This is a genomic window from Dyadobacter fermentans DSM 18053 (genome assembly GCF_000023125.1).
Lineage (GTDB): Bacteria > Bacteroidota > Bacteroidia > Cytophagales > Spirosomataceae > Dyadobacter > Dyadobacter fermentans.
The window spans coordinates 1,248,951-1,271,976 of the sequence record NC_013037.1; the positions used below are offsets into that span (position 1 = coordinate 1,248,951).

Genomic DNA, 23,026 nt, shown 5'->3' on the forward strand with positions numbered 1-23,026 from the left:
GAGTTGGTGGAGTTTTGAATTAAGTTTTTGTGGTCTGCCATATCCTGATAAAAGAATATTCTGGTCCGCACTTACCGCTTAAAATTGTTTGCTATCTAACGAAAAGCGATTTAAAACCGTATACGTTCCATTGCCGGAACCTTGCCGAAATGGCTAAAAAAGCACATTATGCCGTTGCAGCGTTCCGTTGAAATCGTCGTGCATGGCATCGAAACGATCTGCAATCGCCTTCGTGAATGCATCGTCCATACACGCTTCGAGCTCGTCGGTGGACGTCACTTCGTAATCGTCGATTTTGTAAGTTTGCTCATACATTCCCGATTCAATTTTGATAATGTACTTGCTGTTCCATTGGTAAAGACCGATTTTGTAGCGAGGGTTAGGGATGTCTTTAATGTACCTCATAACTGATGTTACTTACTATTACTAAATATATGTTATTCAAAATCAATACCTTATCTCAGCTATTTTTATTAGTACTAATATTACTAAACTGCACGAGTCAGCGTAAAAAGGATGCCGCCGATTTTTTCCTGAAAGGGAACCAGGCGTTAAATCAAAAGAACTATGCCGAAGCGCTGAGGCTCTACGACGAAGCGATTGCCAAAAATGCAGATTTTTCGGACGCCTATCTCAACAAGGGCATAACTTTGTTGAAATTGGGCCGCACAAATGATGCGCACGAGATTTTGTCAGAAGCGATCCGCATTGATCCTACCTTGGTACAGGCAAATCTCGTGCGGGCGGAAGCATCCCTTAATTTGGGCCGCCTGAACGACGCCAAAGCAGATCTCGAACAAATTGAAAAGGAATATAAGGACTCCACCCGCTTCCACCTCGTAAAAGGCAACCTGCTCGACGCGCAAGGCAATTCATCGCAGGCGATACCCGAATACGACCGCGCCCTCCAACTCAGCAAGACGAACATCGAAGCTTACGTGAACCGCGGCGCCGTGTATTACCGCATGGGCTCCTACACCGAAGCCCGGTTGGATTTTGAAACGGCCGTCGCACTCGACCCCGCGCAGCCGCAGGCATTGAACAACCTTGGACTGATCGCTTCCAGGAATCACCAATGGCAGCAAGCCATCGCCTACTTCGACCAGGTGCTTAGCCGCGATCCTTCGGAGCCGTATTCACTCAATAATAAAGGGTATGCCCTGCTGCAATCCGGCAAGCCGGAGGAGGCGAAAGTGCTGATCGAGCGATCGCTCGAAAAGCTGCCTGAAAATGGTTATGCATTGCGTAATCTGGGCATGTATTACCAGCAAAAGGGAAGCACGCAGGAAGCGCTGAAAAGCTTCAATAAAGCGATCGACATAGCCGAACCTGTGGAATTGCTCTACGGATTGGCCGGCCAGGCCTATCACGCACAGAAAAACATGGCAGAGGCTTGCAGGATATGGAAGCAGGGAGTCGTGCTAAAAGACTCCCTGGCGATTGCGGAGGCGGGCAAATATTGTCGCTAAGCACGGCTAGTGCAGCGCACGTTTGAGCGCTCTCCAAGCCCTGGTATTTTCGACGGGATCAGTGAAGCCTTCGAACAGGGCGATTCCGTCGAATGCCAAAAATTCGTTAACCGTCTGCTCCGCTGTGTCCAGGTTGGAAACATGGAAATATGCAATTCCCGAATCTTCACACGTGCGTCGTGCGGAAAAGGAATGCCTTGTTTCAAAATACGTTTCCAACTCCGGCAAGTTGCCCGGCCCGTCGATCATCCGGAAGATGTTTCCTCCCGCATTGTTCAGTACGACGATTTTCAGGTTCTGCGGCAGCCGGTCGATCAGCAATCCGTTGCGATCATACAAAAATGCGACGTCGCCGACGATCAGCAAAGTTGGTTGGCCATTCACTTTTGCCGCCCCGATGGCCGTGCTTACGCAACCATCGATCCCGCTCGTTCCCCTATTCGCAAACACGCCTGCCCATTCAGTTTCCGTAGCCAGCACATTTGCATAGCGTACAGACATGCTATTGGCTACATGTAACTGATATCTCTTTTCTGAACATTTAAACACACGATCTAACAAAGTTAAGTCACTTAACAATGGTAGATTTCGAAGTGTTTCATGCTTCTTTCGCCCCGCATTCCGATCATTTTCCTGCCATAGGGCATAAAAAGAAGTATCATGCCCAAGGTCAGCATTCTCAACAAAGGATTGATAATCAAGTTTTTCAAATAAACTCTCGAAGAACACAGCCGCTTTTCCCGGAATATCGCGAGTCACAGATTGAAACGGATCAGCCAGAAATGCATCTTGTCCAATATGCCAGTGATATTTGGGCGGGTTTTTTCGAATAAATTGCTTGAATTCCTTTGATACGAACGACATTCCGAAGGTAATCAGCAAATCGGGCCGTAGCTTTTCCGTCTCTGATTTGCCCAGAAACAAATCGTGATGGCGGATCATTTCAGCACCCGAAAGGTTTGAAATGCAATCCCCGAGAACTGGGATCTGCCACTCCTCATTGATGCGGTTCAGTACCGCATTCAACGCTGCATCAGGCCTGCCTTGCCCGCCGGCAATCAGGATTCGCGGAGCACTCTCCCACTCGTCCAGCAATTCTTCCAAGACTTGCTGCGGCCATGTGATCGCATTTTCCAGCCGTTTGATAATCCTTACTTCATCAGAGGCGGCTAGCTCCTCCTGTGCAACGGGGTAAAACGGCTCGCGAATGGGGACATTGATGTGTACGGGCCCGTTTGGCGCGATAGACGCCAGGTTAATCGCCTCATTGGTGATCCGGTTGATCGCCCATTGAACATCCGGGTGGGCGTAGTCCGGCGAAACTTCGAACGAGCGCTTCACGTGCTGGCCGAAAATGGCCGTTTGGTAAATCGTCTGACCATCATACTGATGCTGCCATTCCTTCGGCCGGTCCGCCGTCAGCACGAGCAACGGAATTTGCTGAAAAAACGCCTCAGAAACGGCCGGAGCGAAGTTATAGGCCGCACTGCCCGACGTGCATATCAAAACCACCGGAGCATCGATTTGCTGGGCTATTCCGAGGGCGATGAAGCCTGCCGGTCGCTCATCGATACACACATGCATTTGAAACCCGCCGTGACGTGCGAATGCGAGCGTAAGCGCGGCGCTGCGCGAGCCGGGAGATATCACCACATGCCGGATACCCTGCCGGTAGCAGATCTCGGCCATGTCGATCAAAGGTTGTAAAATAGCCATAGTCACAAATGAAAATAGCCTCCCGAAAGAGGCTATTTAAATGAATTACAAGGTTTGCATTAAAATATGCATTAACCCAAATAGGTTTTCAAAGCTTTGCTTCTGGAAACGTGGCGCAATCTGCGGATCGCTTTCTCCTTGATCTGGCGCACGCGCTCGCGGGTAAGGTTAAACTTCTCCCCAATCTCCTCCAAAGTCATCGCATGCTCGCCATTAAGGCCGAAATACAGGGCGATCACGTCCGCTTCGCGTTGGGTAAGCGTGCACAATGCGCGTTGTACTTCCTTGCGGAGCGATTCGTTCACAAGGCCGGAATCCGGCTTATCTTCCAGGTCATTTTCCAGAACGTCCAGAAGGCTGTTTTCTTCACCTTGTACAAATGGCGCGTCCATAGAAACGTGACGACCGGAGATCTTCATCGTGTCCACTACTTCGGAAGAAGAAATTTCCAGTACTTCCGCCAACTCTTCCGGCGATGGTTCGCGTTCGAAACGCTGTTCCAGTTCGGAGAAAGTTTTTGAAATTTTATTCAAAGAACCTACACGGTTGAGGGGTAAACGCACGATACGTGACTGTTCCGCCAATGCTTGCAGGATCGACTGACGAATCCACCAAACCGCGTAAGAAATGAATTTAAAACCTCTTGTTTCATCGAAACGCTGTGCTGCCTTGATCAGACCGAGGTTTCCCTCGTTGATCAGGTCACCCAGCGACAAGCCTTGATTTTGATATTGCTTGGCAACAGACACCACGAAACGCAGGTTCGCCTTGGTCAGACGTTCCAAAGCCAGCTGGTCTCCATCCCTGATTTTCTGAGCTAACGTCACCTCCTCATCCGGCGTTAGCAAATCCACCTTACCGATCTCCTGCAAATATTTATCTAATGACTGACTTTCACGGTTGGTAATTTGCTTACTGATCTTTAGCTGTCTCATCTATGTCTTTATTAAGTATGTTATATAACGACGTTTACCGTTCCTGCCTAGAAGAACACTGAATTAATCTTTTTTGTTCTCAGGCTTTGGTAACAATACTTTGCGTGAAAGGCGGTATTTGCCGGTTTTCTTGTCGATTTCGACGAGCTTCACCTGCACCTCTTCTCCTACTTCCAGAACGCCGTCCATTTTTTCGAGGCGCTCCCACTTGATCTCGGAAATGTGCAACAAACCGTCTTTGCCAGGGAGGAACTCGACGAACGCTCCGAAAGGCATGATAGACTTAACTTTACCGGAATAGATTTCACCGATTTCAGGGACCAGAATGATGCCTTTAACCCGTGCAACTGCCTTATCCATGGAAGACTTATCAGCAGAGAATATACTTACGAAGCCTGCGCCATCTTTCTCTTCGATAGAGATCGTTGCGCCGGATTCTTTTTGAATGTCTTGTACAACTTTTCCGCCTGGTCCGATCACCGCACCGATCATCTCACGATCAATTTTGATCACGATAGCACGTGGCGTGTGTGGTTTCAGGTCAGGACGGCTTTCGGTGATGGTTTTGTTCATTTCACCGAGGATGTGCAGACGGCCCGCTTTGGCTTGCATCAATGCTTCTGTCAGCACTTCAAATGAAAGGCCATTCACCTTCATATCCATCTGGCAGGCAGTGATACCTTCGGCCGTTCCGGTTACTTTGAAGTCCATATCGCCCAGGTGATCTTCATCGCCGAGGATGTCCGAAAGAACCGCGTATTTGCCAGTAGCCTCGTCAGAGATAAGACCCATTGCGATACCCGACACCGGCGCTTTGATTTTCAAACCTGAGTCCATCAATGCCAAAGAACCTGCGCAAACAGTCGCCATCGACGACGAGCCATTTGATTCGAGGATATCGGAAACGATACGGATCGTGTATGGATTATCCCCCTCAGCAGGAAGTACTTTTTTCAATGCGCGCAATGCAAGGTTACCGTGACCTACTTCACGACGGCCGGGACCGCGGTTAGGCTTCACTTCGCCGGTTGAGAAGCCGGGGAAGTTATAGTGCAGCATAAACTTGCTGTAACCGTATTTCAATGGGGTGTCCACGATCTGCTCGTCCTGCTTGGTACCGAGCGTTACGGTAGTCAATGATTGCGTTTCACCGCGGGTAAACAATGCCGATCCGTGTGCGTTAGGAAGGAAGTCCACTTCCGAAGCGATCGGCCTCACCTGGTCCAGCGCGCGGCCGTCGAGGCGTTTTCTTTCGTCCAGTACCAGGCGGCGTGAAGCTTCCCAAACGAGGTCATTAAAATAACGTTTCGCAAGTCCTTCGTTGAATTCTGCGGCCTCTTCTTCGGTAATGGTTGTTTTGAATTCTTCCCAAACAGCTTTGAAACCGTCTTTTCTTACAGTTTTGTTGGTTGAACCCAGTTGCGTTACCGCGTATATTTTGCCATAAGCGAATTCGCGCAGACGTGCTTCAAGTGCATCGTCCGCAGGATCGCCTACGTATTCTCTTTTTTCAGTTTTGCCCACCGCCGCTTCGAATTCTTTCAAAGCAAGGCATTGGGTTTTGATAGCTTCGTGTGCGATTTTCAATGCTTCGATCACTTCCTCTTCTGAAACCTCGCTCATTTCACCTTCCACCATCGCGATATCGTTATACGTCGCGCCTACCATCAGGTCGAGAGTTGCATTAGCCAATGCAGTCGTGCCTGGGTTGATCACGTATTCGCCGTCGATTTTCGCAACGCGAACTTCTGAAACCGGTCCGCCGAAAGGAATATCGGATGCGGCCAAAGCAGCTGATGCCGCCAGTGCAGCGAGTGCGTCAGGCAATGCTTCTGCGTCCGCAGAGATCAGAAGGATATTTACCTGAACTTCCGCATGGTAATCGTCGGGGAACAATGGGCGCAATACACGGTCAACGAGGCGGCTGGTCAATACTTCGTGATCGGAAAGTTTGCCCTCACGGCGCTGGAAGCTTCCGGGAATACGTCCGGCAGATGCGAATTTCTCCTGATAATCAACTGACAACGGAAGAAAGTCGAGACCTTCTTTAATATCCTTGTTAGCAACAACCGTAGCCAGCAACATGGTGTTACCCAGTCTGACAACCACCGATCCGTCGGCTTGCTTCGCTAATTTTCCTGTTTCAATTGTGATTTCCCTGCCGTCCGGTAAGGTTATAGTCTTGGTAACTATATTAAAGAGCATAGAATATTTGATTTTTGTAGCTGTGAGACGCCGTCCTGTCGCCCCGGTAATGTTCTGTTTTTCCGCAAAAAATCAGGGAACTTGCACATATGTCAAGTTCCCTGATTTCAAATTACTTACGTATGTTCAATTCGGCGATGATCGCACGATAGCGATTGATGTCTTTTTTGTAAAGATAATCCAACAATCTTCTGCGCTTTCCTACCATTTTGAGGAGGCCCAGACGTGTATCATTATCTTTCTTGTGCGTTTTGAGGTGCTCGTTCAGATAATTGATACGGTACGTAAATAAAGCAATTTGTGATTCAGCAGAGCCCGTGTCGGTGCCCTCCTTTTTAAAACCTTTCGATTCGAAGATCTCGCTCTTCTTTTCCGCGGTTAAATACATGATTGTAACAACAGATTAAAATGATATGTAGTAATAACGGCACCTTGCCGCAAATAAGGATGCAAAAGTAGGGTTTTAAAACCGGTTTTTAAAATAATTTAAATTAATTATGAGTGATAAGCTCCCTTTTGCCAAATCTACTTGCCCATTTCGACTTAATTCTTTTGAAGAACATCTGATACACGTCCTTTTCGAACAGCCGGGAATCGCTGCGTGCGCGATCGATGAAATACATACCTGTCAAAAAGAGAATGGTATTCGCCATCCACGCGCCCACCGGCACGGCTACCAGCCCTTCCTTCACCCATTTGTCCCCCTGGTTAGTCAAAACATACAATAGGATAAAGAACAAAATCGAAACCAGCACCGGCACGCCGAAGCCTCCTTTCTTGATAATGGCCCCCAGCGGCGCGCCGATGAGAAACATGATCAGGCAGGAAAGTGCCTGGGTGTATTTGTGATGCTTTTCGAGCTCGTATTTGCTCGCGTCTTTCAGCTTCGTTTGCAGGTAATCCTGCTGCGACTTGATGTAGCTCAGCATGCTGTTCGACGCCGCTTTTGTGTTCGTCAGGATTTCTTTCTTCAAACTATCCGAAACCGGCCGGGTCACCAGCGAATCGATCCATTTGCCAGGCTTGATCGTCTTGTCAGTCCCCTCCCGATAGTTGTACGAGTAATATTGCTGACTACCCGACACAAGGTTTTTCTTCGTTTCCTGGTATGAAGTGCGCAGCGAATCGGCCGTGTGCGTGAGGTCGCTGATGTTCTTCATGAACTCGTGGTACTTAAACTGCCCTTCGTCCGTACGTTTCATCCCAAAAGAAGCGAGGCTTTCCGTCATCCGGTAATGCCTGAACGACTGCCGGTTGAAATTCGAGTAAGGCGTTTGGGTGCCGGCGGGCGACGAAATGTAAACGGGCCGCGAACTTGCCGAGCCCTGCTCGTCCGTGTAGCGTGTACCGTTGTAAAGCTCAATCACCAGGTAACGGTTCTCATTAATCGAATACATTCTGCCCGAGTCGGCGAGGATGATTTCCGTATTCCCGAACTCGTACGACCGGCTGTTGTGCTTGTAGATCACCATGCCGGTCATCTTGCCATTTTCTAGCTTTTCGTCCACTTTGATACTATATCCCGGCAGGTCATTATAAAAAATCCCTTCCTTGATTTTCAGCGTCGCCTTGGTCGTTTTGATATCGTAGAGCAGGCTATAACCCTTCAAATTGGCCCAGGGCGACACCCTATCATTGAAATAAAAGGAAAAAACGCTGATCCCGACGGCTACGATGAACAACGGCGCCATGGCCCGCACCACCGAAATACCAGCACTTTTGATGGCCGTAAGCTCAAAGAATTCGCCCAGGTTACCGAATGCCATCAGCGAGGAAAGCAGCATTGCGAGCGGCAGTGCCGTGGGAACGGTAATGAGGCTGAAAAAGAAGAATAGCTGTGCATAGTCCATGACATTCAGGTCTTTGGACACGAAGTCATCTATATAAAAGATCATGATCCGCATCAGAAAGACGAACACCACGACCGACATTGTAATCACAAAAGGTCCCCAAAAGGACGTTAAAATAAGCTTATCCAGCTTTTTCATCAACTACCTACTATTTCTCTTAAATTATCAATAAACCCCTCCCACAAGGAAGTCAGCTCGTCCTTATCCTTGTTCGACGAATAGTCGATAATGCGCAGGAAGGTCGTTTGCGTTAACTCGCTAACTTCTAATTTTAGTTCCAGATGGTTGTTGTCAAGGTTATCTTCACTGGTGTCCTCAAAATCAAAACGAACGGCTTTGTTAATCCTCAGTCCGGTTTGGCGGGCAATGTGGCTGTCGCCGTCCCATTGAAAATCGAACCGGTGATCGGGCAGCACAGTAACCTTCTCGGCAAACCATTGTTCAAGGCCCGAGGGCGTGGAAATATATGGAAAGAGAACTTTAGGGGAGGAACGCAACTCAAATTCTTTAACAAATTTATATTTTTCCATACGTGCTGAAATTAAAGGAGCAGCCTCATTAGTGCTTACCTTATGTGCTGATTTAAAAGTTGTAATATAACATAAATCGACAATAAAAGCGTGCAAATGTAAATTTGTTGTTTTAAAAATATTCGAAATTTACGCTAAAAATGGACAAACCGGTTGCATCGTAACATTCTTTAACATACTTTTGCACCACAATTACGACGGCGGGGTAGCTCAGATGGTTAGAGCGTAGGATTCATAACCCTAAGGTCGGCAGTTCGATCCTGCTCCCCGCTACATTGTCAAAGACATCCCTTCCGGATGTCTTTTTTGTTTGCCCTGCATTTTACGCATTCAACGAGAATTAAAATCCGCGCGTTTCGGTTTACAGTAATTGGTAACACCACCGAATCACCTCACAACTGTATGAAATTATTGATCCAATACCTGAGCAGGTACAAAGGGCTCATTTTCCTTGCCCTCGTGATGGCCGCCATCAACCAGATATTTTCCTTGCTCAATCCCTACATCCTCGGTAATTACCTCATTGACCCCTACGCCAACAAAGCCGCCGAATTTCGTTCCAAAGACCTGGGCGACGAGTTTTTCAAAGGCGTGCTGCTCGGGCTGCTGATGATCATCGGCGTGGCGATGGTGTCGCGTATTGCCAAGGCGTTCCAGGATTACCTGGTAAATGTGGTGATTCAGAAATTTGGCGCTGCCCTGTATACGGACGGTCTGCGCCACGCGCTCCGGCTCCCTTTCCAGGACTTTGAGGATCAGCGCTCGGGCGAAACGCTTTCCGTGCTCCTGAAAGTCCGCGCCGATTGCGAGAAGTTCATTCTTAATTTCGTTAACGTGCTGTTTTTCACCTCGGTGGGAATTGTGTTTGTGGTAATCGTCGCATTCCGGCTCAGCCCGATGCTGCCGCTGATTTACCTGGTCGGCGCGGTTATCCTGGCGTTTTTAACGAGTGTTTTAAGCAGGAAAATCAAAACGATACAAAAGAATATCGTCAAGGAAACCACTGCACTGGCGGGCTCCACAACTGAATCGCTGCGCAATATCGAGCTGGTTAAAAGCCTTGGGCTAACGCAGCAGGAAATCGGCCGGTTGAACACCACCACCTACAAAATCCTGCAACTGGAACTCAAAAAGGTAAAAAGCATCCGTTCGGTAAGTTTCATTCAAGGGACATTCGTCAATTTTCTACAACAATGCGTGATGTTCGCATTACTGTTTTTCGTGTTCCGGGATAAAATTACCGTGGGGCAAATGATGATGATGCAATTCTACTCGTTCTTCATTTTCGGGCCATTGCAGGAGCTGGGCAATGTGATACTCTCCTACCGCGAGGCCGAGGCTTCGCTAAACAACCTGCAAGGGCTTTTGGCCCGTCCGGTGGAACACAAACCGGCTGATCCGGCGAGCATTACCGACATCCGGGAGTTGCAGTTCGATCACGTGAAGTTCCAGCACCAAACCGCCAAACGTCCCGCTTTAGAAGACATTTCGTTTAATGTAAAGCGTGGCGAAACCATCGCATTCGTAGGACCGTCGGGTTCCGGAAAAACCACCCTCGTGAAATTGCTCGTGGGCCTTTACCAGCCCAACGACGGCACCGTATTCTATAATGGTATCAATGGCAAAGAAATTGATTTTGACGAAATCAGGCATAAAATCGGCTTCGTGACGCAGGATACGCAGCTTTTTTCGGGTACGATCAAAGAAAACCTGCTGTTTGTAAACCCGGAAGCGACCGACGAAATGATCAACAATGTGCTGCTCAAAGCGGCCTGCTTCAACCTCCTCGCACGCGCCGAGAACGGCATCGACACGGTAATCGGCGAAGGCGGACTGAAATTATCAGGCGGCGAACGGCAGCGCCTTTCCATCGCGCGTGCGCTCCTGCGTAATCCGCACCTGATCATCTTCGACGAAGCCACTTCGGCGCTCGATTCCCTCACGGAAGAGGAAATTTCCAACACGATTCGCGACATCACCGACCAGCGTCAGCACATTACCGTCATGATCGCCCACCGCCTGTCCACCGTCATGTACGCCGACCGCATCTACGTCCTCGAAAAAGGCCGCGTAGTCGAAACCGGCAACCACCACGCCTTACTGGAAGAAAAAGGTCTCTACTACGCCATGTGGCGCCAGCAGATTGGCGAAAGGAAGGACGAGACGGTGCTTTCGGCTTAGTTTTAATGATTGAATGATTGAATGATTGAGTAAAGATTCTCTCATTCGTCATTCCATCATTCACACATTCACACATTCAATCATTCAATCATTCAATCATTCAATCATTCAATCATTCTCCTCCCAATCAAGCAAGATTCAGGTTTCCCGCCCGCCGCGGGCCTGGTAATTTTGGTTTATTAAATCAAAAAATCACTTGCTATGATCAATTTGGAAGACCTTGACTGGGCGGATGTACGGGATAACCTGCACCGGCGTGGCTATGCGCGGCTGACGGGGGTTTTGAATGCGGAAGAATGCGACGACCTCGTTTCCGCCTACGACGATTCGACGCATTATCGCAAAACGATCGTCATGGAACGTTATCGGTTTGGCCTTGGTGAATACAAGTATTTCTCCTACCCGTTACCACCAATTATCCATCGGATTCGCGAGAGTGTGTATCCGCAGCTGGCGCCGGTGGCTAATCAATGGATGAATGTGCTGACGAAGACGCAGCCCTACCCTGCTCGTTTTCAAGACTTTCAGGAGCTCTGCCGCTCGCATGGGCAAATGCAGCCTACTGTCCTCATTCTGAAATACGGCCAGGGCGGCCATAATACCCTGCATCAGGATCTTTACGGCGAGTTGTTCTTTCCGATTCAAATGGTGCTGTTTCTCAACGACCCGGAGCAGGACTATACCGGCGGAGAGTTCGTAATGACCGAACAAATCCCGCGTGCGCAATCCAAAGCCATTGTTTCGAAACCTCAAAAAGGTGATGCACTGCTATTCACGACCAATTTCAGACCGGTAAAAGGAAGCAAAGGCTATTACCGGGTGAATATGAAACACGGCGTAAGCGAGGTGCACAAAGGCCGGCGGTATACATTAGGCATTATCTTTCACGATGCATTGAGCTAGCCGATGATCCGACACGACGATATAGGTCCTCAACATTTCGGCACAAGCCGGAAACTGAGCGTAATGATTAGCAGCCGGCAGATCACCATTGCCGGGAACTGCAAACTGAAAATTTACGGCCAGTTATCATGCGGTTCAGGCAAGCGCATGAAACGTAAAAACCGCGTCTTCTTCGAGGATGTGCGCGACGCGCTCGCACACGGTTACCGGCCATGCGGGCATTGCATGCGCCAGGAATATCTGGAATGGAAGCGGCGGCAATCCTAACGTTTCATAGCGAGGCTGCGCCATAAATAGAATGTCAGGTAAGTTTCCCAGCCGGGAAATGCATGGAAGAGCGCCTCAATTTTTTCCTTCTCACTCCGATCCCCAATGATACCATGCCCAGCGAGCGCATTTAGCAGGCCTACATCGCCGTGCGGAATGCCTTCGGGCATGCGGAACGTTTTCATGAGCACATAATTGGCCGTCCAGATACCCACACCCTTGTACGCAACCAGCACTTTTTGCCGCGACGCGAAATCGGGTAATGCGCTGATCACTTCCGCATTCAGTTTTCCATCGGCGAATGCTTGTGCAATGCCTACCACGTATTCCGCCTTTTTTTGAGAAAATTGCATGGCACGCAGCTCGTCGATGCCGGCATTGGCCAGCGCCTCGGGGGTTGGAAAAACCGGGAAGACCTCGCCGTTCCACTCCACGTGCGTGCCGTAGCGTTCCACCATCCGCCGTTTCAGCTTGTACGCGAATGTGAGGTTGATTTGCTGACCGATAATGGACCAGCAAATCGCTTCGAACATGTCCGAAATGCCGACCAATCGTAAACCCCGGAAGGCGTCGGTCATGTAAGCGAGGCGGGAATCGGCTGCCAAAAGGTCGTAAAACGGCTCGATATCACGGTTCAGGTCGAACCAGTTGGCCACGTAACCGACAACGAGGTCACGCGCTTCGGGGGCTGCGGCTCCGTACAAAATCTCGGTTTTCAGGAAATTAGCTTCTTCACTCACCCGAAACAGGATATCGCCAAACGACGTCCGGATTGCTTTCAGAACCGCATTGCCGCGAATGGTGTGCATGCAATCGTCAAAATCGCGGTCGAGAAACCAGTGGCATTCGCGGAAACTGAACAGCGGCGGATTCGGGATAAGAATAGTTTGTTGATCCATTTTCGAAAATTACACCGGTCCTGATTATGTTTTGAACCCGTTTCTTGCGGAAATCATGCGAAATGTACATTGCCGTCAATGCACGATTTTGAAAACAAGCTCGCGCAGCAGCTCGCCTTCGGGCACACTGTTGCCGTCGAGCCCTTTCAGGCGTCCGTCACATTCGCGCAGGTAATGGATCACGTCGGCGACCTTTCCCATCGGATAATTACGCGCAGCCAGCAGATAATCTTTAACGAAATAAGGATTGACCCCCAGCTCGGCAGCCAGGCCCTTCTCCGACTTATCGCGAGCGGCATGCGTAAGGAGCAATTTTGAAAAGAACCCGAAAAGAATGATCAACACCGGGGCCAGCGGGTTGTCTTTGGGATTAGAGGCAAAAAATGCGGCTATCTGGTTCGCTTTCAGCACGTCGCGATGCATGAGCGCTTTCTGGAATTCGAACACATTGTATTCCTTGCTGATGCCGACGAATTTCTCGATCGCCGAGGCGTCGATGCCCTCATCCACCCGCAGATTTACCATAATTTTACGGATCTCGTTCGAAAGGCGTTTCAAGTCATTTCCAATGTTGTCCACCAGCATTTGCACCGCTTTCGGACTGATTTTTACACCTTCATGCTGACAAAAGGAAGCCACCCAGTCGGGTAACTTGTTGTCATACATCTTCTTGGACTGCACCACCACGCCGTTCGCATTGCAGGCTTTCAGGTACGACTTGCGCTCGTCCGCATTGGCATGATAGCAAAAAACCAGCACGGTGCTCGGCACCGGGTTCAATGCATAATCTTCCAGGCGCTGCTGTTGTTCCTTCTGCTCAATGCCATTGAGCCGGTGCGCTTCTTTCACGAGCACGAGCTGCCGCTCTGCCATGAACGGAAAACGGCGCGCGTAGCTCAGCACACCGGCCATATCCGTGTCCTTCCCGTAAAGCACAAATTGGTTAAAACCGCGCTCCGATTCCGGAACGACCTTGTTTTCAAGCTCTTCCGCAATCGCATCAATGTAATAGGGCTCGTCGCCATGCAGAAAATAGAGCGGCCGGAACTTCTTGCTTCTCAGCTCTTTGAGAATGATATCGGGTGTTTGTGCCATTAGTTTGCAGATTGGACCGGTCTGTAATCCGGACATCAAATTTACCTTTCCGCACCGATTTATGCCGCGTTTTCGACGATAAATTGACCTGCCTGACGGCGCAGTTCCGGGAAAAAGGAAAGGAATTTGGTATAATAAAACTCCTCATTGGCCCGCAAATCGCTGACAGCCCCGGAGATAGGTGCCAAAAACCCGGCGCGCCGCGAGAGCCTATGAAAGGTAGTATCGATGCCGCCGAGTGTGGCGTAGGTGGTGAGCCAATCCTGCCGGATCATCGAGCGGACCATCGGTACCATCGTTTCCGGGATCAGGTGCTCGTTTTTCTCGATCACCGAGTAAATCCGGTGCGCGTATAAATGCAGCGGTTCCGAATGATAATGCTCGAAATTTTTGGCAAGGAAATAATCGAAATAAATGTCCATGACAATCCCCGCCAGCTTGCCCTGGGTAACGGCCGCCACATCCTTGGCATCGAGCACGTCGGGATGCTTGTCGGTGAAAGAATCGATGAAACGGTGCAGTTTAAGTCCCAGCACATAATCCGGGTTCCAGCTGGCGGTCTTTTCATCAGTTAACCGCCCTTTGATGAAGTCGCCCACATAATTTCCCATCATCACCCCCTCGTTCTCACCCGACAGCAAAATATGCGCTAAAAAATTCATCTAAATGACATTTTGACAAAATTGCCGTACGTTTGTTCCGTATTCATCCAGGGAACAATTCTTTTACAACAACCATTATTTTAATCAAACTAGCAAATGAAAGTCGAAAAAAATAACGTCGTAGCGTTAACATATAGCCTCAGCATTCCGGACTCGGAAGGCGAAACGGATGTGGTGGAAGTGGTAACTGAAAACGATCCCATGTATTTCATCCACGGTATCAGCGGCCTTCCCGAAGGCTTCGAAAATCAGATCGAAGGCCTCGCTGCCGGCGACACTTTCGATTTCACGGTAGCGCCCGAAGAAGGTTATGGTGAATATGACGAAGAGGCGGTTGTAGACCTGCCGAAATCGGTGTTCCAAAACAGTGAGGTAGATCAAAACGAGCTGCTCCAAGTAGGGAACATCATCCCGATGACCAACGAAGACGGCGAGCGCCTGCACGGCCAGATCGTCGAAATCCAAGACGAAGTCGTAATCATGAACTTCAACCACCCGCTTGCAGGCAAGGAGATGCATTTTTCAGGCAAAATCCTCAGCATCCGCGCAGCAACAGCAGAAGAGCTCGATCACGGCCATGTGCACGGTACGGGCGGAGTGCATCATCATTGATGTAATTTTGAATGACTGAATGATTGAATGACCGAATAACGCCTTATCCAATCATTCAGTCATTCAATCATTCAATCATTATTCAGCCCTTCCAACGCCCGATACTGCTCCACCTCCACCCCGAATCTTCTCAAAAACTCCACGCCCTCTTCCACGGCTATGCCTTTGTATGCGGCGTAGGAATGCAGGAAAATTACTTTCTTGATTTTCATCGTGTAAATCACCCTTGCGCAGGCAATGCAAGGCGCCAGCGTAACAAAAAGTGTTGATCCTTCGATGTTTGAGCCGTTTTTGACGGCGAAAAGAATGGCGTTTTGCTCGGCGTGCAGCGCGAGTGAGCAACTGCCTTTCGCATCACGCGGACAACCTACTCCCGGAAATTCTTCGTCGCAGTTGTGCGTGCCCGCGGGAGGGCCATTGTAGCCGATGGAAATAATCCGCGTGTCCTTCGTTAGCACCGCCCCCACCTGCGCTTTTATACAATGCGAACGCTTGGCAAGATTTTTTGCCAGGTCCATATAAATGTCATCAAATTCCGGCCGCAAATTCGTTGTAGGTAATGTCATTCTCTGTTCAATCCAAAATCCAGGGTACAAACTTAGGGAAATGACGGCTGGATTCAACGCAGTTTGAAAAGTATGACCAAAAGCATCGCGCTTATTTTCCTTCTGAGCATTACCCTGAGCCCGCTGTTCGCGCAGCAGGACAAGTCGGTTGTTACCCTCACCAGGGATCCTGCCGGCCTTTTTAAATCCTACAAATTCTTCATTCAAAGCGTCGAAGACCAGCGTGCCCAGCCCGGCGCAGCGCTCGGAAAAGTGATTGCATTGGGCAAGGAAATTCCTGCCATGCTGCCGGGAAAGGCAGAAAGCGAGCTGTTTAGCTACTGGTCGTACCTTGCGCCGAAAAAAGAACAGACCTACCTGCCGCTCTACATTACTGTGAAAGAGCTTTCGGTAAGTGAAAAACGCGTCGGGCCCAACCGCGTGACGGGCGAGGTACGCCTGCACGTGCGCTTTCGATGGTATCGGAATATGCAGCCTGTGGAGCTGACGGGTTATCAAACGGCTGCAAACTATACGCGGCCTGAAACAGCTTTCACGCACGACAAGCTCATCAAGCAACTGGTGGATCAGGCATTGAGCCATTTTCAAAAATGGATGGCCACTAATTCCGGGAAAACGCCCGCATTGGCCCGTAATCTCGTGCTTGCATTTAAGGAAATCCACAGCGCTGGGTCGGAAGACACTGTTTTCTACTCTCCCAAACGGCCTTTGGTGTGGGATGATTTCAAGGTAAGAAGTGCCAAACCGGGAAGCCGGTATGCGGCGGCAGTATTTACCAGCTTTGGCTATGAGGGCCGTTCCTATCCGAAAGATGATGATCTGGTAGTTGAAATAGGTTTAAAAACATTCATGGTCAAAAGCATGTCGTGGGGCCGGCCCGAGTCGCGCAATGCGGGCACATTGCGCCATGAACAGATCCATTTCGACATTACCCGGCTGGTGGTCGAGAAGTTCAAGGACCGGCTTCGCAAGGCTGAACTGACCATCGAAGATTATGACAGCGAAATCCAGTACCAGTTTCTGGAAGCATTCCGCGAAATGAACCGCGACCAGGAACAATACGACGGCGAAACCGGCCACGGCCTGAATGCAGGCGCGCAGGCAGCCTGGGATAAAAAGGTAGCGCAGCAGATCGAGGCGCTTTACTCGGTGCAATGAGGCTCTTTTGTAGCTAAGGAGCAATTACATTTATAATGCGCTCAATTTCCATGCTGACCGCGTAGTTTCTGACATTAAAATCAAATGCGCGGGCGTCGTCCGAAAACGACCTGTCGCTAACCAGGTAAAGCACATTCCCGCGTTTAAAAGCTGTTGCATGATGGCCTGGAATGGTAAATGTCAAGGCTGCGGGTTTTAAGTAGGTATTCAAACTGCTCATTACAGAACTAGCAGCGAATAGCATGACCACTACAAACGATGCTTTCAGATACGATAGCGAACGCGAATGCAGCGTGTACCAAACCAGGAAAATTAAAGCATACAAAAGTATCACCTCAAAAATCTCAAGATGCAGGTTTTCCAGCAAATGTCCCGGTAGCGCGCGCGGGATCGACGCGGCCCAGTCGGTGAGCCAGGCGGATAATCCTGCCACCTTTCCTACCAGCCATGCCAGCCACGGAAGGCCGCACGCACTCACCAGCAACAAGAGTAATGCAGCAGGCAGCAACACATTCGTAAACACGACAACCAGCGGATTGACGAGCCAGAAGTACGTTGGAAATTGGTGAAAGTAATAGAGACTGAGCGGAAATGTGGCGATTTGCGCGGCTAATGACAGGGCCGTTACCTGCCAGACAAACCGCAGCGCCCGATTTTGCGGAAACACGATTCGCTCAATCGGGCCGTAAAGCAGGAAAATACCGGCCATTGCCAGGTAAGACAGCTGAAAACCGACGTCGTACAATGCGCAAGGATCGCAAAGCAAAATGACCAGCGCGGAAAACGCCAGCGTATTCATGGGATAATGCCTCCTCCCGGCTACCTCGGCTATAACGAGCATCATGCACATTAATGCGGCCCGCTGCACGGAGGGCGGCAGGCCCGTCACCAAGGCATAAAAGCCCAGCAGACCCGCCATGATCAGCAGATAAACCCATTTCCCGAATTCCCATTTCCGCAACCAACCGAATGCGGCGCTGATGGCGAGAAAGATAATGGCCACATGCATGCCCGACACCGAAAGAATGTGGACTGCGCCGGAGATCGTATAGTCGCTCGTTTGCTCCGCCAGCAGATCGTCGCGGCGGCCGAGCAGCATGGCCTTTACCAGTCCGTAGGCCGCACGATCATTGATATGCGTCCCGAACTGCTCATCCGCCCATTTGGAGACGGCTTCCGGCCAGTACAATGGCCCGCTTTTCGCAGGCTTGGAGACGATCGCAAAAGAGCCACTCCGCACAAACGCAGTGAAAAGAATGCCTTTGTTTCGCAAATAGCGTGCATAATCGAATTGCTCCGGGTTTTGGGGTGGCTCCGGTTGCTGCAAATGGCCTTGAATGACGATGTGATCGCCCGGCTGAGGAAGCTCGCGAAGACTGTCGGGCAGGTAAAGCAATGCACGGACTGGCTGCCCGATCCACCGCCCACCGGAAAGGAACGAGCGTGCATCTACTTCAAAGCGAATGGAATTGGCGCGTTTTTCAGGTAGTGACGTTACTTCGGCGGTAAAAGATGTGTATTCCAAAGCATCCAGCGCTGCAATACTGGCATCCTTCCCTTCCTCGACTGTAATCTGGCACACAGCGCCCAACAGCACCATCCAAGCGCCCAGGCCCACGGCGAACGCAGTCCTGTTTTTGAAATGATAAAACAGCCCGCAGCCAATGCCCAGAAGGCCTGAAACCGCCCAAAACAAAGCCACCGGCACGTGTACGGCCGCACGTAAAGTGTCGCCGAACAATATGCCGGTGGCTAAGAATATGACTACGCTGACAAACGGAGCGCGTGGTAGCATGTGTGGTTATCGTACAACAAAACGTTTGGTAACTGTCTGATTAGCAGTCTTGACCTTATAGAAGTACAAGCCGCTTGGAAAGTTTCGAACGTTGAGGTAAGTACGATTGACGGTCTCGCCCGTCATCTGTTGTCCCTTATGGTTATAAACGGACACGGTATAATTTTCAAAATCCGGCGTGAAAACGTTGGCTGTCAACGTTTCGCGGACCGGGTTGGGGTAAATATCGACGAGGAGCCCATCTGTCGATATCCTCGAATATTCAACCATCTTAGCGCGCCGCGGACTGAGTGCAAGCACTGCATGCATCCGCTCTTTCTGATCGTTTGTGAAAACGCTCATACAAACGTCCGGAGAGTAATCCATGTAGTTTTCGATCATGTTGCGCGTCACCGCGTTTCCCCGGCATTGCGAATACACGGGCGAGCACGAAATGTCGGTTGTTTCGTTTTTCGTATTGGCCACAGGCGTATCGTCGCAATAATCTGTGCCGCAGGTCGCGTCGCCCCAAATGTGGATTAACCCCAGCCAATGCCCTACCTCGTGAGTGGTGGTGCGGCCGAGGTTGTAGATCCTGCTCGTAATGGCGTCTGAGTTCCTTCCGAAGTAGCGGAAATCAATGATCACACCATCTGTAAGGGCATCTCTTTCTTCATTCTCTGTCGTCGCGAGGCCTTGGGTGCGGTCGGTCAGTTCGGAAACGACGGGGAATTGCGACGTGCCGAGATATCGGTCGTTCAGGCGCGTCACCCAGATATTGAGGTAACGGTTGGTAAACCACGCAGGCGAAATTTCGGCCAGTTTGGTCGCGTCGGTAATCGGGCTGAACTGCGAAGCCGTATTATAGGTCCGCACCACCGATACCAGTTTGAAACGAATGCGGGTATCCACCGCCAGTGAATCGGTATAAAAGCCTTTGTAGCCCGACGTGTTGCCATAGTCCTCATTCAGGACGTCGATCTGGCTCTGGATCTGCGCTTCGCTGATATTCCCGTTGGAGGCTCCGCCGATTACATTGTCGGAACGGTTATGCACTACATGCACCACCACGGGTATGGTTACGATCTCGTCCGCGTGCGTACGCGCAGCTTTCTGCTCACGCAGGTAGTTCTGGATCGCTCCTTCCGAGCGCATGCGCAGGTTGCGCAATACAGGGTTTTTCAGCAAACGCACCGAATCGCGTTCGGTGCTCGCACAGCGCGTCACAGGCACCTCCTGCGCCTGCCCGAGCAGCGACAGGGCCAACAAGCCAGCCAGCAGCAAGCTATTTCTCCGATTTTTCATAGGCAGCAAGAATGTCCTTCACCAAACGGTGCCTTACAACATCCGACCCGTCGAGTTCCACGAAGCTGATCCCTTTAATGCCCTTCAAAACCGTCAGCGAGTCAATCAGACCCGATTTGAGGTTTTTGGGAAGGTCAATCTGCGATTTGTCCCCGGTGATGATCGCTTTCGAGCTGGGGCCCATACGCGTCAGGAACATCTTCATCTGCATCGGCGTAGTGTTTTGCGCCTCGTCGAGCAGAATGAATGCGTTGTTCAGCGTTCGCCCGCGCATGTAGGCCAGCGGGGCGATTTCGATCACCCGGCTTTCCAGGTACAATTTCAGTTTTTCGGGCGCGATCATGTCGTCGAGCGCGTCGTAGATCGGGCGCAGGTACGGGTCGATCTTCTCTTTCAGATCGCCGGGCAGAAATCCGAGGTTTTCACCAGCTTCCACCGCCGGGCGGGTAATGATAATCTTCCTTACTTCTTTGTTTTTCAATGCCTTCACCGCAATGGCCACCGCGGTATAGGTTTTACCGGTACCCGCCGGACCGATCGCGAACACGAGGTCGTATTTGGCGGCCTGCTCCACGAGCAGCTTCTGGTTGGGCGTTTTGGCCTTCACCACCAGGCCCTTGTTGCCGTAGAGGATCACGTCGTCGTCGTCCTCACCGGTGGCCACCGGCATTTTCGCAATGCCGTTCAGATAGCCCTTGACATTGTCGTTCGTTATTTTTCCATACTTCTGGTAATGCGCCAGAAGGGAGTCGATTACATCTGTGATTCGGATAATTTCGGGGGCAGTCCCCTGGATGCGGATCTCGTTTCCGCGTGAAATAATTTTACTTTCGGGGAAAGCTGCGGCGACTTCCTTGATATTCGAGTTATGAATCCCGAGAAAATCTACCATGGATACGTCTTCGAGCGTGATGATTTTTTCCAGCAAATGAATCAGAGTTTAATGTTTGTCTTAATCGTTGTAAAATTTAGTAATAATAACCAACATTTGTAAAACATAATTGCCGAAAAAACAATTGCGCCGCTAAATGTGCGGCCAAAAAATAAGTGTTTTCCGACCAAGTCTTTCATTATCAGACTGCCACAAATCGGCGCTTTCGGAGAAAAAAATTTAATGCTTCAAACAGCCCCGCCGTCCTTTTCTCAGAGGTGTCCAATCATTAACTTTGTCTTAATATGGAAAACGATAAGGCACCAAACAACTACCCCAGGGGCGGGTCCAAGGCCGGCAACGGCACCAAGCGGTCATCCCCCCCTAAGACGCCATCCAACGATCAGATATTCAGCAAATTACCACCACAGGCGATTGACCTGGAAGAGGCGGTTCTGGGCGCTTTGATGATCGAAAAGGATGCGCTTACGGCGGTGGCGGATATCCTCCGTCCGGATAGTTTTTACAAGGAGTCGCACGTGCGCATTTACAGCGCCATCGTTACGCTTTTCGCCGACTCCGAGCCGATTGATATGCTCACCGTTACTTCCAAGTTGCGGAGCACCGGCGAGCTCGAACTCGTCGGCGGCGCGTCATACATTATGGAGCTGACCAGCAAGGTCAACTCCGCCGCCAACATCGAATTCCACGCCCGCATCATTTCGCAGGCTTACATTAAAAGAGAGCTGATTAAAGTAGCTTCCGAAATCCAGCGCGACGCTTACGAGGACACGACCGACGTGTTCCGCCTGCTCGACAAAACTGAGCAATCGCTGTTCGAAATTTCGGAATCCAATATCAAGAAAAACTACGCCGACATGGGCGCGCTCATGCGCCAGGCGCTGGCCGAGCTCGACCAGAAAAAGAACAACAAAGACGGCCTCACCGGTGTACCATCCGGTTTCAGCGCGCTCGACAGGCTTACTTCGGGTTGGCAGAAAACGGAATTGATGATCCTTGCGGCACGTCCGGGTATGGGAAAAACGGCATTCGTCGTTTCCTCGTTGCGGAATGCGGCGGTGGACTTTAACATTCCGGTGGCTATCTTTTCTTTGGAGATGTCGTCGGTACAGCTGGTAAATCGTTTGATTTCCGCTGAGGCTGAGATCGATAGTGAGAAAATCCGTAAAGGAAGCCTTGCCCCGCACGAATGGGAGCAGCTGCACCACCGCATTCACCGTCTCACCAATGCACCCATTTACATTGACGACACCCCTGCCCTCTCCGTGCTCGAACTGCGCGCGAAATGCCGCCGTTTGAAAGCCCAGCATGACATTCAGATGATCGTAATCGACTACCTGCAGCTTATGACGGGCGACACAGGCGGCAAGAGCCCGGGTAACCGCGAGCAGGAAATTGCGATGATCTCCCGGTCGTTGAAAAACCTTGCAAAAGAGCTCGATGTGCCGGTAATCGCCCTTTCTCAGCTCAGCCGGGCCGTGGAAACGCGCGGAGGCGAAAAGCGCCCGCAGCTCTCCGATTTGAGGGAATCCGGGTCGATCGAGCAGGATGCGGATATGGTAATCTTCTTGTATCGTCCTGAATATTACGGCATTACAGAGGACGAAGCAGGTAATTCGGTAGCCGGTGTGGGTGAAGTGATTTTGGCTAAAAACCGTGCAGGTTCGCTGGATACCATTCAGCTGCGCTTTATTGGTAAATACACGAAGTTCGCCGACCTCGATTCCGGCTTCACGCCAGCGCCATTCTCTATCGACCGCCCGATCCAAACCTCGAATCCAATATCATCATTCGAAAACCAGGCCAAACCGACAGCCCCGCCGATGGGCGGAACGCTCCGCAGCCGCGCGAATGACCTGAGTAATTTCGATTACAAAGGCCCTGACTCGGAACCGCCGTTCTGATCTGCACGGCATTAACATTTTGATCTGGCTGGGAACAAGTAAACCGTTCGGGAATTCATCGGTTGCCGCCTGATCATCCCATTAGGTTCTCCCCTGCCTATAT

General features: G+C 50.4%; 21 protein-coding genes and 1 tRNA gene. 8 read left to right on the forward strand and 14 right to left on the reverse strand.

The window, feature by feature from the left end:
* Positions 1 to 153: 153 nt before the first annotated feature.
* Entirely contained in the window at positions 154 to 405 is a 252-nt protein-coding gene (locus DFER_RS05185) for a hypothetical protein (RefSeq protein WP_015810556.1), read from the reverse strand.
* Positions 406 to 434: 29 nt separating this feature from the next.
* Between DFER_RS05185 and DFER_RS05190 the strand changes: the two genes are divergently transcribed.
* Positions 435 to 1,469: a tetratricopeptide repeat protein gene (locus DFER_RS05190; RefSeq protein ID WP_143828672.1), complete on the forward strand. Its 1,035-nt coding sequence runs from the start codon at positions 435 to 437 to the stop codon at positions 1,467 to 1,469.
* 6 nt (positions 1,470 to 1,475) lie between these two features.
* Here DFER_RS05190 and menD read toward each other — a convergent pair whose 3' ends face one another.
* The 6 genes from menD to DFER_RS05220 form a co-directional block, all read right to left on the reverse strand.
* Complete coding sequence (menD, locus tag DFER_RS05195; protein ID WP_015810558.1) at positions 1,476 to 3,185, reverse strand: 2-succinyl-5-enolpyruvyl-6-hydroxy-3-cyclohexene-1-carboxylic-acid synthase; 1,710 nt, start codon at positions 3,183 to 3,185, stop codon at positions 1,476 to 1,478.
* Between the two features lie 71 nt (positions 3,186 to 3,256).
* Positions 3,257 to 4,120: a sigma-70 family RNA polymerase sigma factor gene (locus tag DFER_RS05200; protein ID WP_015810559.1), complete on the reverse strand. Its 864-nt coding sequence runs from the start codon at positions 4,118 to 4,120 to the stop codon at positions 3,257 to 3,259.
* Positions 4,121 to 4,183: 63 nt separating this feature from the next.
* Positions 4,184 to 6,325, reverse strand: a complete 2,142-nt coding sequence (gene pnp / locus DFER_RS05205; protein WP_015810560.1) for a polyribonucleotide nucleotidyltransferase — start codon at positions 6,323 to 6,325, stop codon at positions 4,184 to 4,186.
* Positions 6,326 to 6,437: 112 nt separating this feature from the next.
* On the reverse strand, positions 6,438 to 6,713 hold the full coding sequence (gene rpsO / locus DFER_RS05210; RefSeq protein WP_015810561.1) for a 30S ribosomal protein S15: 276 nt from the start codon (positions 6,711 to 6,713) through the stop codon (positions 6,438 to 6,440).
* 103 nt (positions 6,714 to 6,816) lie between these two features.
* Positions 6,817 to 8,313 carry an LptF/LptG family permease gene (locus DFER_RS05215; protein WP_015810562.1) on the reverse strand — a complete coding sequence of 499 codons (1,497 nt, stop codon included), beginning with the start codon at positions 8,311 to 8,313 and terminating at the stop codon, positions 6,817 to 6,819.
* Positions 8,313 to 8,705 carry an START-like domain-containing protein gene (locus tag DFER_RS05220; RefSeq protein ID WP_015810563.1) on the reverse strand — a complete coding sequence of 131 codons (393 nt, stop codon included), beginning with the start codon at positions 8,703 to 8,705 and terminating at the stop codon, positions 8,313 to 8,315. Before DFER_RS05220 ends, DFER_RS05215 begins: the two co-directional genes overlap by 1 nt.
* 199 nt (positions 8,706 to 8,904) lie before the next feature.
* Between DFER_RS05220 and DFER_RS05225 the strand changes: the two genes are divergently transcribed.
* From DFER_RS05225 to DFER_RS05240, 4 genes are all read left to right on the forward strand, one after another.
* Positions 8,905 to 8,978, forward strand: a tRNA-Met gene (locus DFER_RS05225).
* A 129-nt stretch (positions 8,979 to 9,107) separates the two neighbouring features.
* Complete coding sequence (locus DFER_RS05230; protein ID WP_015810564.1) at positions 9,108 to 10,886, forward strand: ABC transporter ATP-binding protein; 1,779 nt, start codon at positions 9,108 to 9,110, stop codon at positions 10,884 to 10,886.
* A 201-nt stretch (positions 10,887 to 11,087) separates the two neighbouring features.
* Entirely contained in the window at positions 11,088 to 11,789 is a 702-nt protein-coding gene (locus DFER_RS05235; protein WP_015810565.1) for a 2OG-Fe(II) oxygenase, read from the forward strand.
* Between the two features lie 63 nt (positions 11,790 to 11,852).
* Complete coding sequence (locus tag DFER_RS05240; RefSeq protein WP_229206186.1) at positions 11,853 to 12,056, forward strand: Ada metal-binding domain-containing protein; 204 nt, start codon at positions 11,853 to 11,855, stop codon at positions 12,054 to 12,056.
* Here the strand turns inward: DFER_RS05240 and DFER_RS05245 are convergent.
* The 3 genes from DFER_RS05245 to DFER_RS05255 form a co-directional block, all read right to left on the reverse strand.
* A complete protein-coding gene (locus DFER_RS05245; protein WP_015810567.1) occupies positions 12,053 to 12,955 on the reverse strand; it encodes a DNA-3-methyladenine glycosylase family protein in 903 nt (300 codons plus the stop codon). The genes DFER_RS05240 and DFER_RS05245 overlap by 4 nt on opposite strands.
* 75 nt (positions 12,956 to 13,030) lie before the next feature.
* Positions 13,031 to 14,050, reverse strand: coding sequence for a DNA polymerase III subunit delta (holA, locus tag DFER_RS05250; RefSeq protein WP_015810568.1), 1,020 nt, complete (start codon positions 14,048 to 14,050; stop codon positions 13,031 to 13,033).
* Positions 14,051 to 14,109: 59 nt separating this feature from the next.
* Entirely contained in the window at positions 14,110 to 14,712 is a 603-nt protein-coding gene (locus tag DFER_RS05255; protein ID WP_015810569.1) for an acyl carrier protein phosphodiesterase, read from the reverse strand.
* Positions 14,713 to 14,808: 96 nt separating this feature from the next.
* Between DFER_RS05255 and DFER_RS05260 the strand changes: the two genes are divergently transcribed.
* The gene (locus tag DFER_RS05260; protein WP_015810570.1) at positions 14,809 to 15,324 is read left to right on the forward strand and encodes an FKBP-type peptidyl-prolyl cis-trans isomerase; all 516 of its coding nucleotides are present in this window, start codon (positions 14,809 to 14,811) and stop codon (positions 15,322 to 15,324) included.
* A 71-nt stretch (positions 15,325 to 15,395) separates the two neighbouring features.
* Here DFER_RS05260 and DFER_RS05265 read toward each other — a convergent pair whose 3' ends face one another.
* A complete protein-coding gene (locus DFER_RS05265) occupies positions 15,396 to 15,890 on the reverse strand; it encodes a deoxycytidylate deaminase (RefSeq protein ID WP_015810571.1) in 495 nt (164 codons plus the stop codon).
* Positions 15,891 to 15,962: 72 nt separating this feature from the next.
* Here DFER_RS05265 and DFER_RS05270 point away from each other — a divergent pair, with 72 nt between their 5' ends.
* A complete protein-coding gene (locus tag DFER_RS05270; RefSeq protein WP_015810572.1) occupies positions 15,963 to 17,048 on the forward strand; it encodes a DUF922 domain-containing protein in 1,086 nt (361 codons plus the stop codon).
* A gap of 13 nt (positions 17,049 to 17,061) precedes the next feature.
* Here DFER_RS05270 and DFER_RS05275 read toward each other — a convergent pair whose 3' ends face one another.
* Genes DFER_RS05275 through DFER_RS05285 form a run of 3 tightly spaced genes read right to left on the reverse strand, consistent with a single transcriptional unit; the run spans position 17,062 to position 21,055 of the window.
* A complete protein-coding gene (locus DFER_RS05275) occupies positions 17,062 to 18,843 on the reverse strand; it encodes a ComEC/Rec2 family competence protein (RefSeq protein ID WP_015810573.1) in 1,782 nt (593 codons plus the stop codon).
* Positions 18,844 to 18,849: 6 nt separating this feature from the next.
* The gene (locus DFER_RS05280) at positions 18,850 to 20,127 is read right to left on the reverse strand and encodes a T9SS type A sorting domain-containing protein (RefSeq protein WP_015810574.1); all 1,278 of its coding nucleotides are present in this window, start codon (positions 20,125 to 20,127) and stop codon (positions 18,850 to 18,852) included.
* On the reverse strand, positions 20,108 to 21,055 hold the full coding sequence (locus DFER_RS05285) for a PhoH family protein (RefSeq protein WP_015810575.1): 948 nt from the start codon (positions 21,053 to 21,055) through the stop codon (positions 20,108 to 20,110). The genes DFER_RS05280 and DFER_RS05285 overlap by 20 nt, the downstream gene beginning before the upstream one ends.
* Before the next feature lie 248 nt (positions 21,056 to 21,303).
* On the opposite strand from DFER_RS05285, the gene dnaB reads away from it, so the two are divergent.
* The gene (gene dnaB, locus DFER_RS05290) at positions 21,304 to 22,923 is read left to right on the forward strand and encodes a replicative DNA helicase (protein WP_015810576.1); all 1,620 of its coding nucleotides are present in this window, start codon (positions 21,304 to 21,306) and stop codon (positions 22,921 to 22,923) included.
* Positions 22,924 to 23,026: the final 103 nt, after the last annotated feature.

Excerpts from the sequence above, each read along its gene's own strand:
- DFER_RS05215 (WP_015810562.1), bottom strand. The coding sequence starts at position 8,313 with ATGAAAAAGCTGGATAAGCTTATTTTAACGTCCTTTTGGGGACCTTTT.
- DFER_RS05185 (WP_015810556.1), bottom strand. The coding sequence starts at position 405 with ATGAGGTACATTAAAGACATCCCTAACCCTCGCTACAAAATCGGTCTT.
- rpsO (WP_015810561.1), bottom strand. The coding sequence starts at position 6,713 with ATGTATTTAACCGCGGAAAAGAAGAGCGAGATCTTCGAATCGAAAGGT.
- DFER_RS05270 (WP_015810572.1), top strand. The coding sequence starts at position 15,963 with ATGACCAAAAGCATCGCGCTTATTTTCCTTCTGAGCATTACCCTGAGC.
- DFER_RS05275 (WP_015810573.1), bottom strand. The coding sequence starts at position 18,843 with ATGCTACCACGCGCTCCGTTTGTCAGCGTAGTCATATTCTTAGCCACC.
- holA (WP_015810568.1), bottom strand. The coding sequence starts at position 14,050 with ATGGCACAAACACCCGATATCATTCTCAAAGAGCTGAGAAGCAAGAAG.
- DFER_RS05255 (WP_015810569.1), bottom strand. The coding sequence starts at position 14,712 with ATGAATTTTTTAGCGCATATTTTGCTGTCGGGTGAGAACGAGGGGGTG.
- DFER_RS05280 (WP_015810574.1), bottom strand. The coding sequence starts at position 20,127 with ATGAAAAATCGGAGAAATAGCTTGCTGCTGGCTGGCTTGTTGGCCCTG.
- DFER_RS05240 (WP_229206186.1), top strand. The coding sequence starts at position 11,853 with ATGATTAGCAGCCGGCAGATCACCATTGCCGGGAACTGCAAACTGAAA.
- DFER_RS05220 (WP_015810563.1), bottom strand. The coding sequence starts at position 8,705 with ATGGAAAAATATAAATTTGTTAAAGAATTTGAGTTGCGTTCCTCCCCT.
- dnaB (WP_015810576.1), top strand. The coding sequence starts at position 21,304 with ATGGAAAACGATAAGGCACCAAACAACTACCCCAGGGGCGGGTCCAAG.
- menD (WP_015810558.1), bottom strand. The coding sequence starts at position 3,185 with ATGGCTATTTTACAACCTTTGATCGACATGGCCGAGATCTGCTACCGG.
- DFER_RS05200 (WP_015810559.1), bottom strand. The coding sequence starts at position 4,120 with ATGAGACAGCTAAAGATCAGTAAGCAAATTACCAACCGTGAAAGTCAG.
- DFER_RS05260 (WP_015810570.1), top strand. The coding sequence starts at position 14,809 with ATGAAAGTCGAAAAAAATAACGTCGTAGCGTTAACATATAGCCTCAGC.
- DFER_RS05190 (WP_143828672.1), top strand. The coding sequence starts at position 435 with ATGTTATTCAAAATCAATACCTTATCTCAGCTATTTTTATTAGTACTA.
- DFER_RS05265 (WP_015810571.1), bottom strand. The coding sequence starts at position 15,890 with ATGACATTACCTACAACGAATTTGCGGCCGGAATTTGATGACATTTAT.
- DFER_RS05230 (WP_015810564.1), top strand. The coding sequence starts at position 9,108 with ATGAAATTATTGATCCAATACCTGAGCAGGTACAAAGGGCTCATTTTC.
- DFER_RS05245 (WP_015810567.1), bottom strand. The coding sequence starts at position 12,955 with ATGGATCAACAAACTATTCTTATCCCGAATCCGCCGCTGTTCAGTTTC.
- DFER_RS05235 (WP_015810565.1), top strand. The coding sequence starts at position 11,088 with ATGATCAATTTGGAAGACCTTGACTGGGCGGATGTACGGGATAACCTG.
- pnp (WP_015810560.1), bottom strand. The coding sequence starts at position 6,325 with ATGCTCTTTAATATAGTTACCAAGACTATAACCTTACCGGACGGCAGG.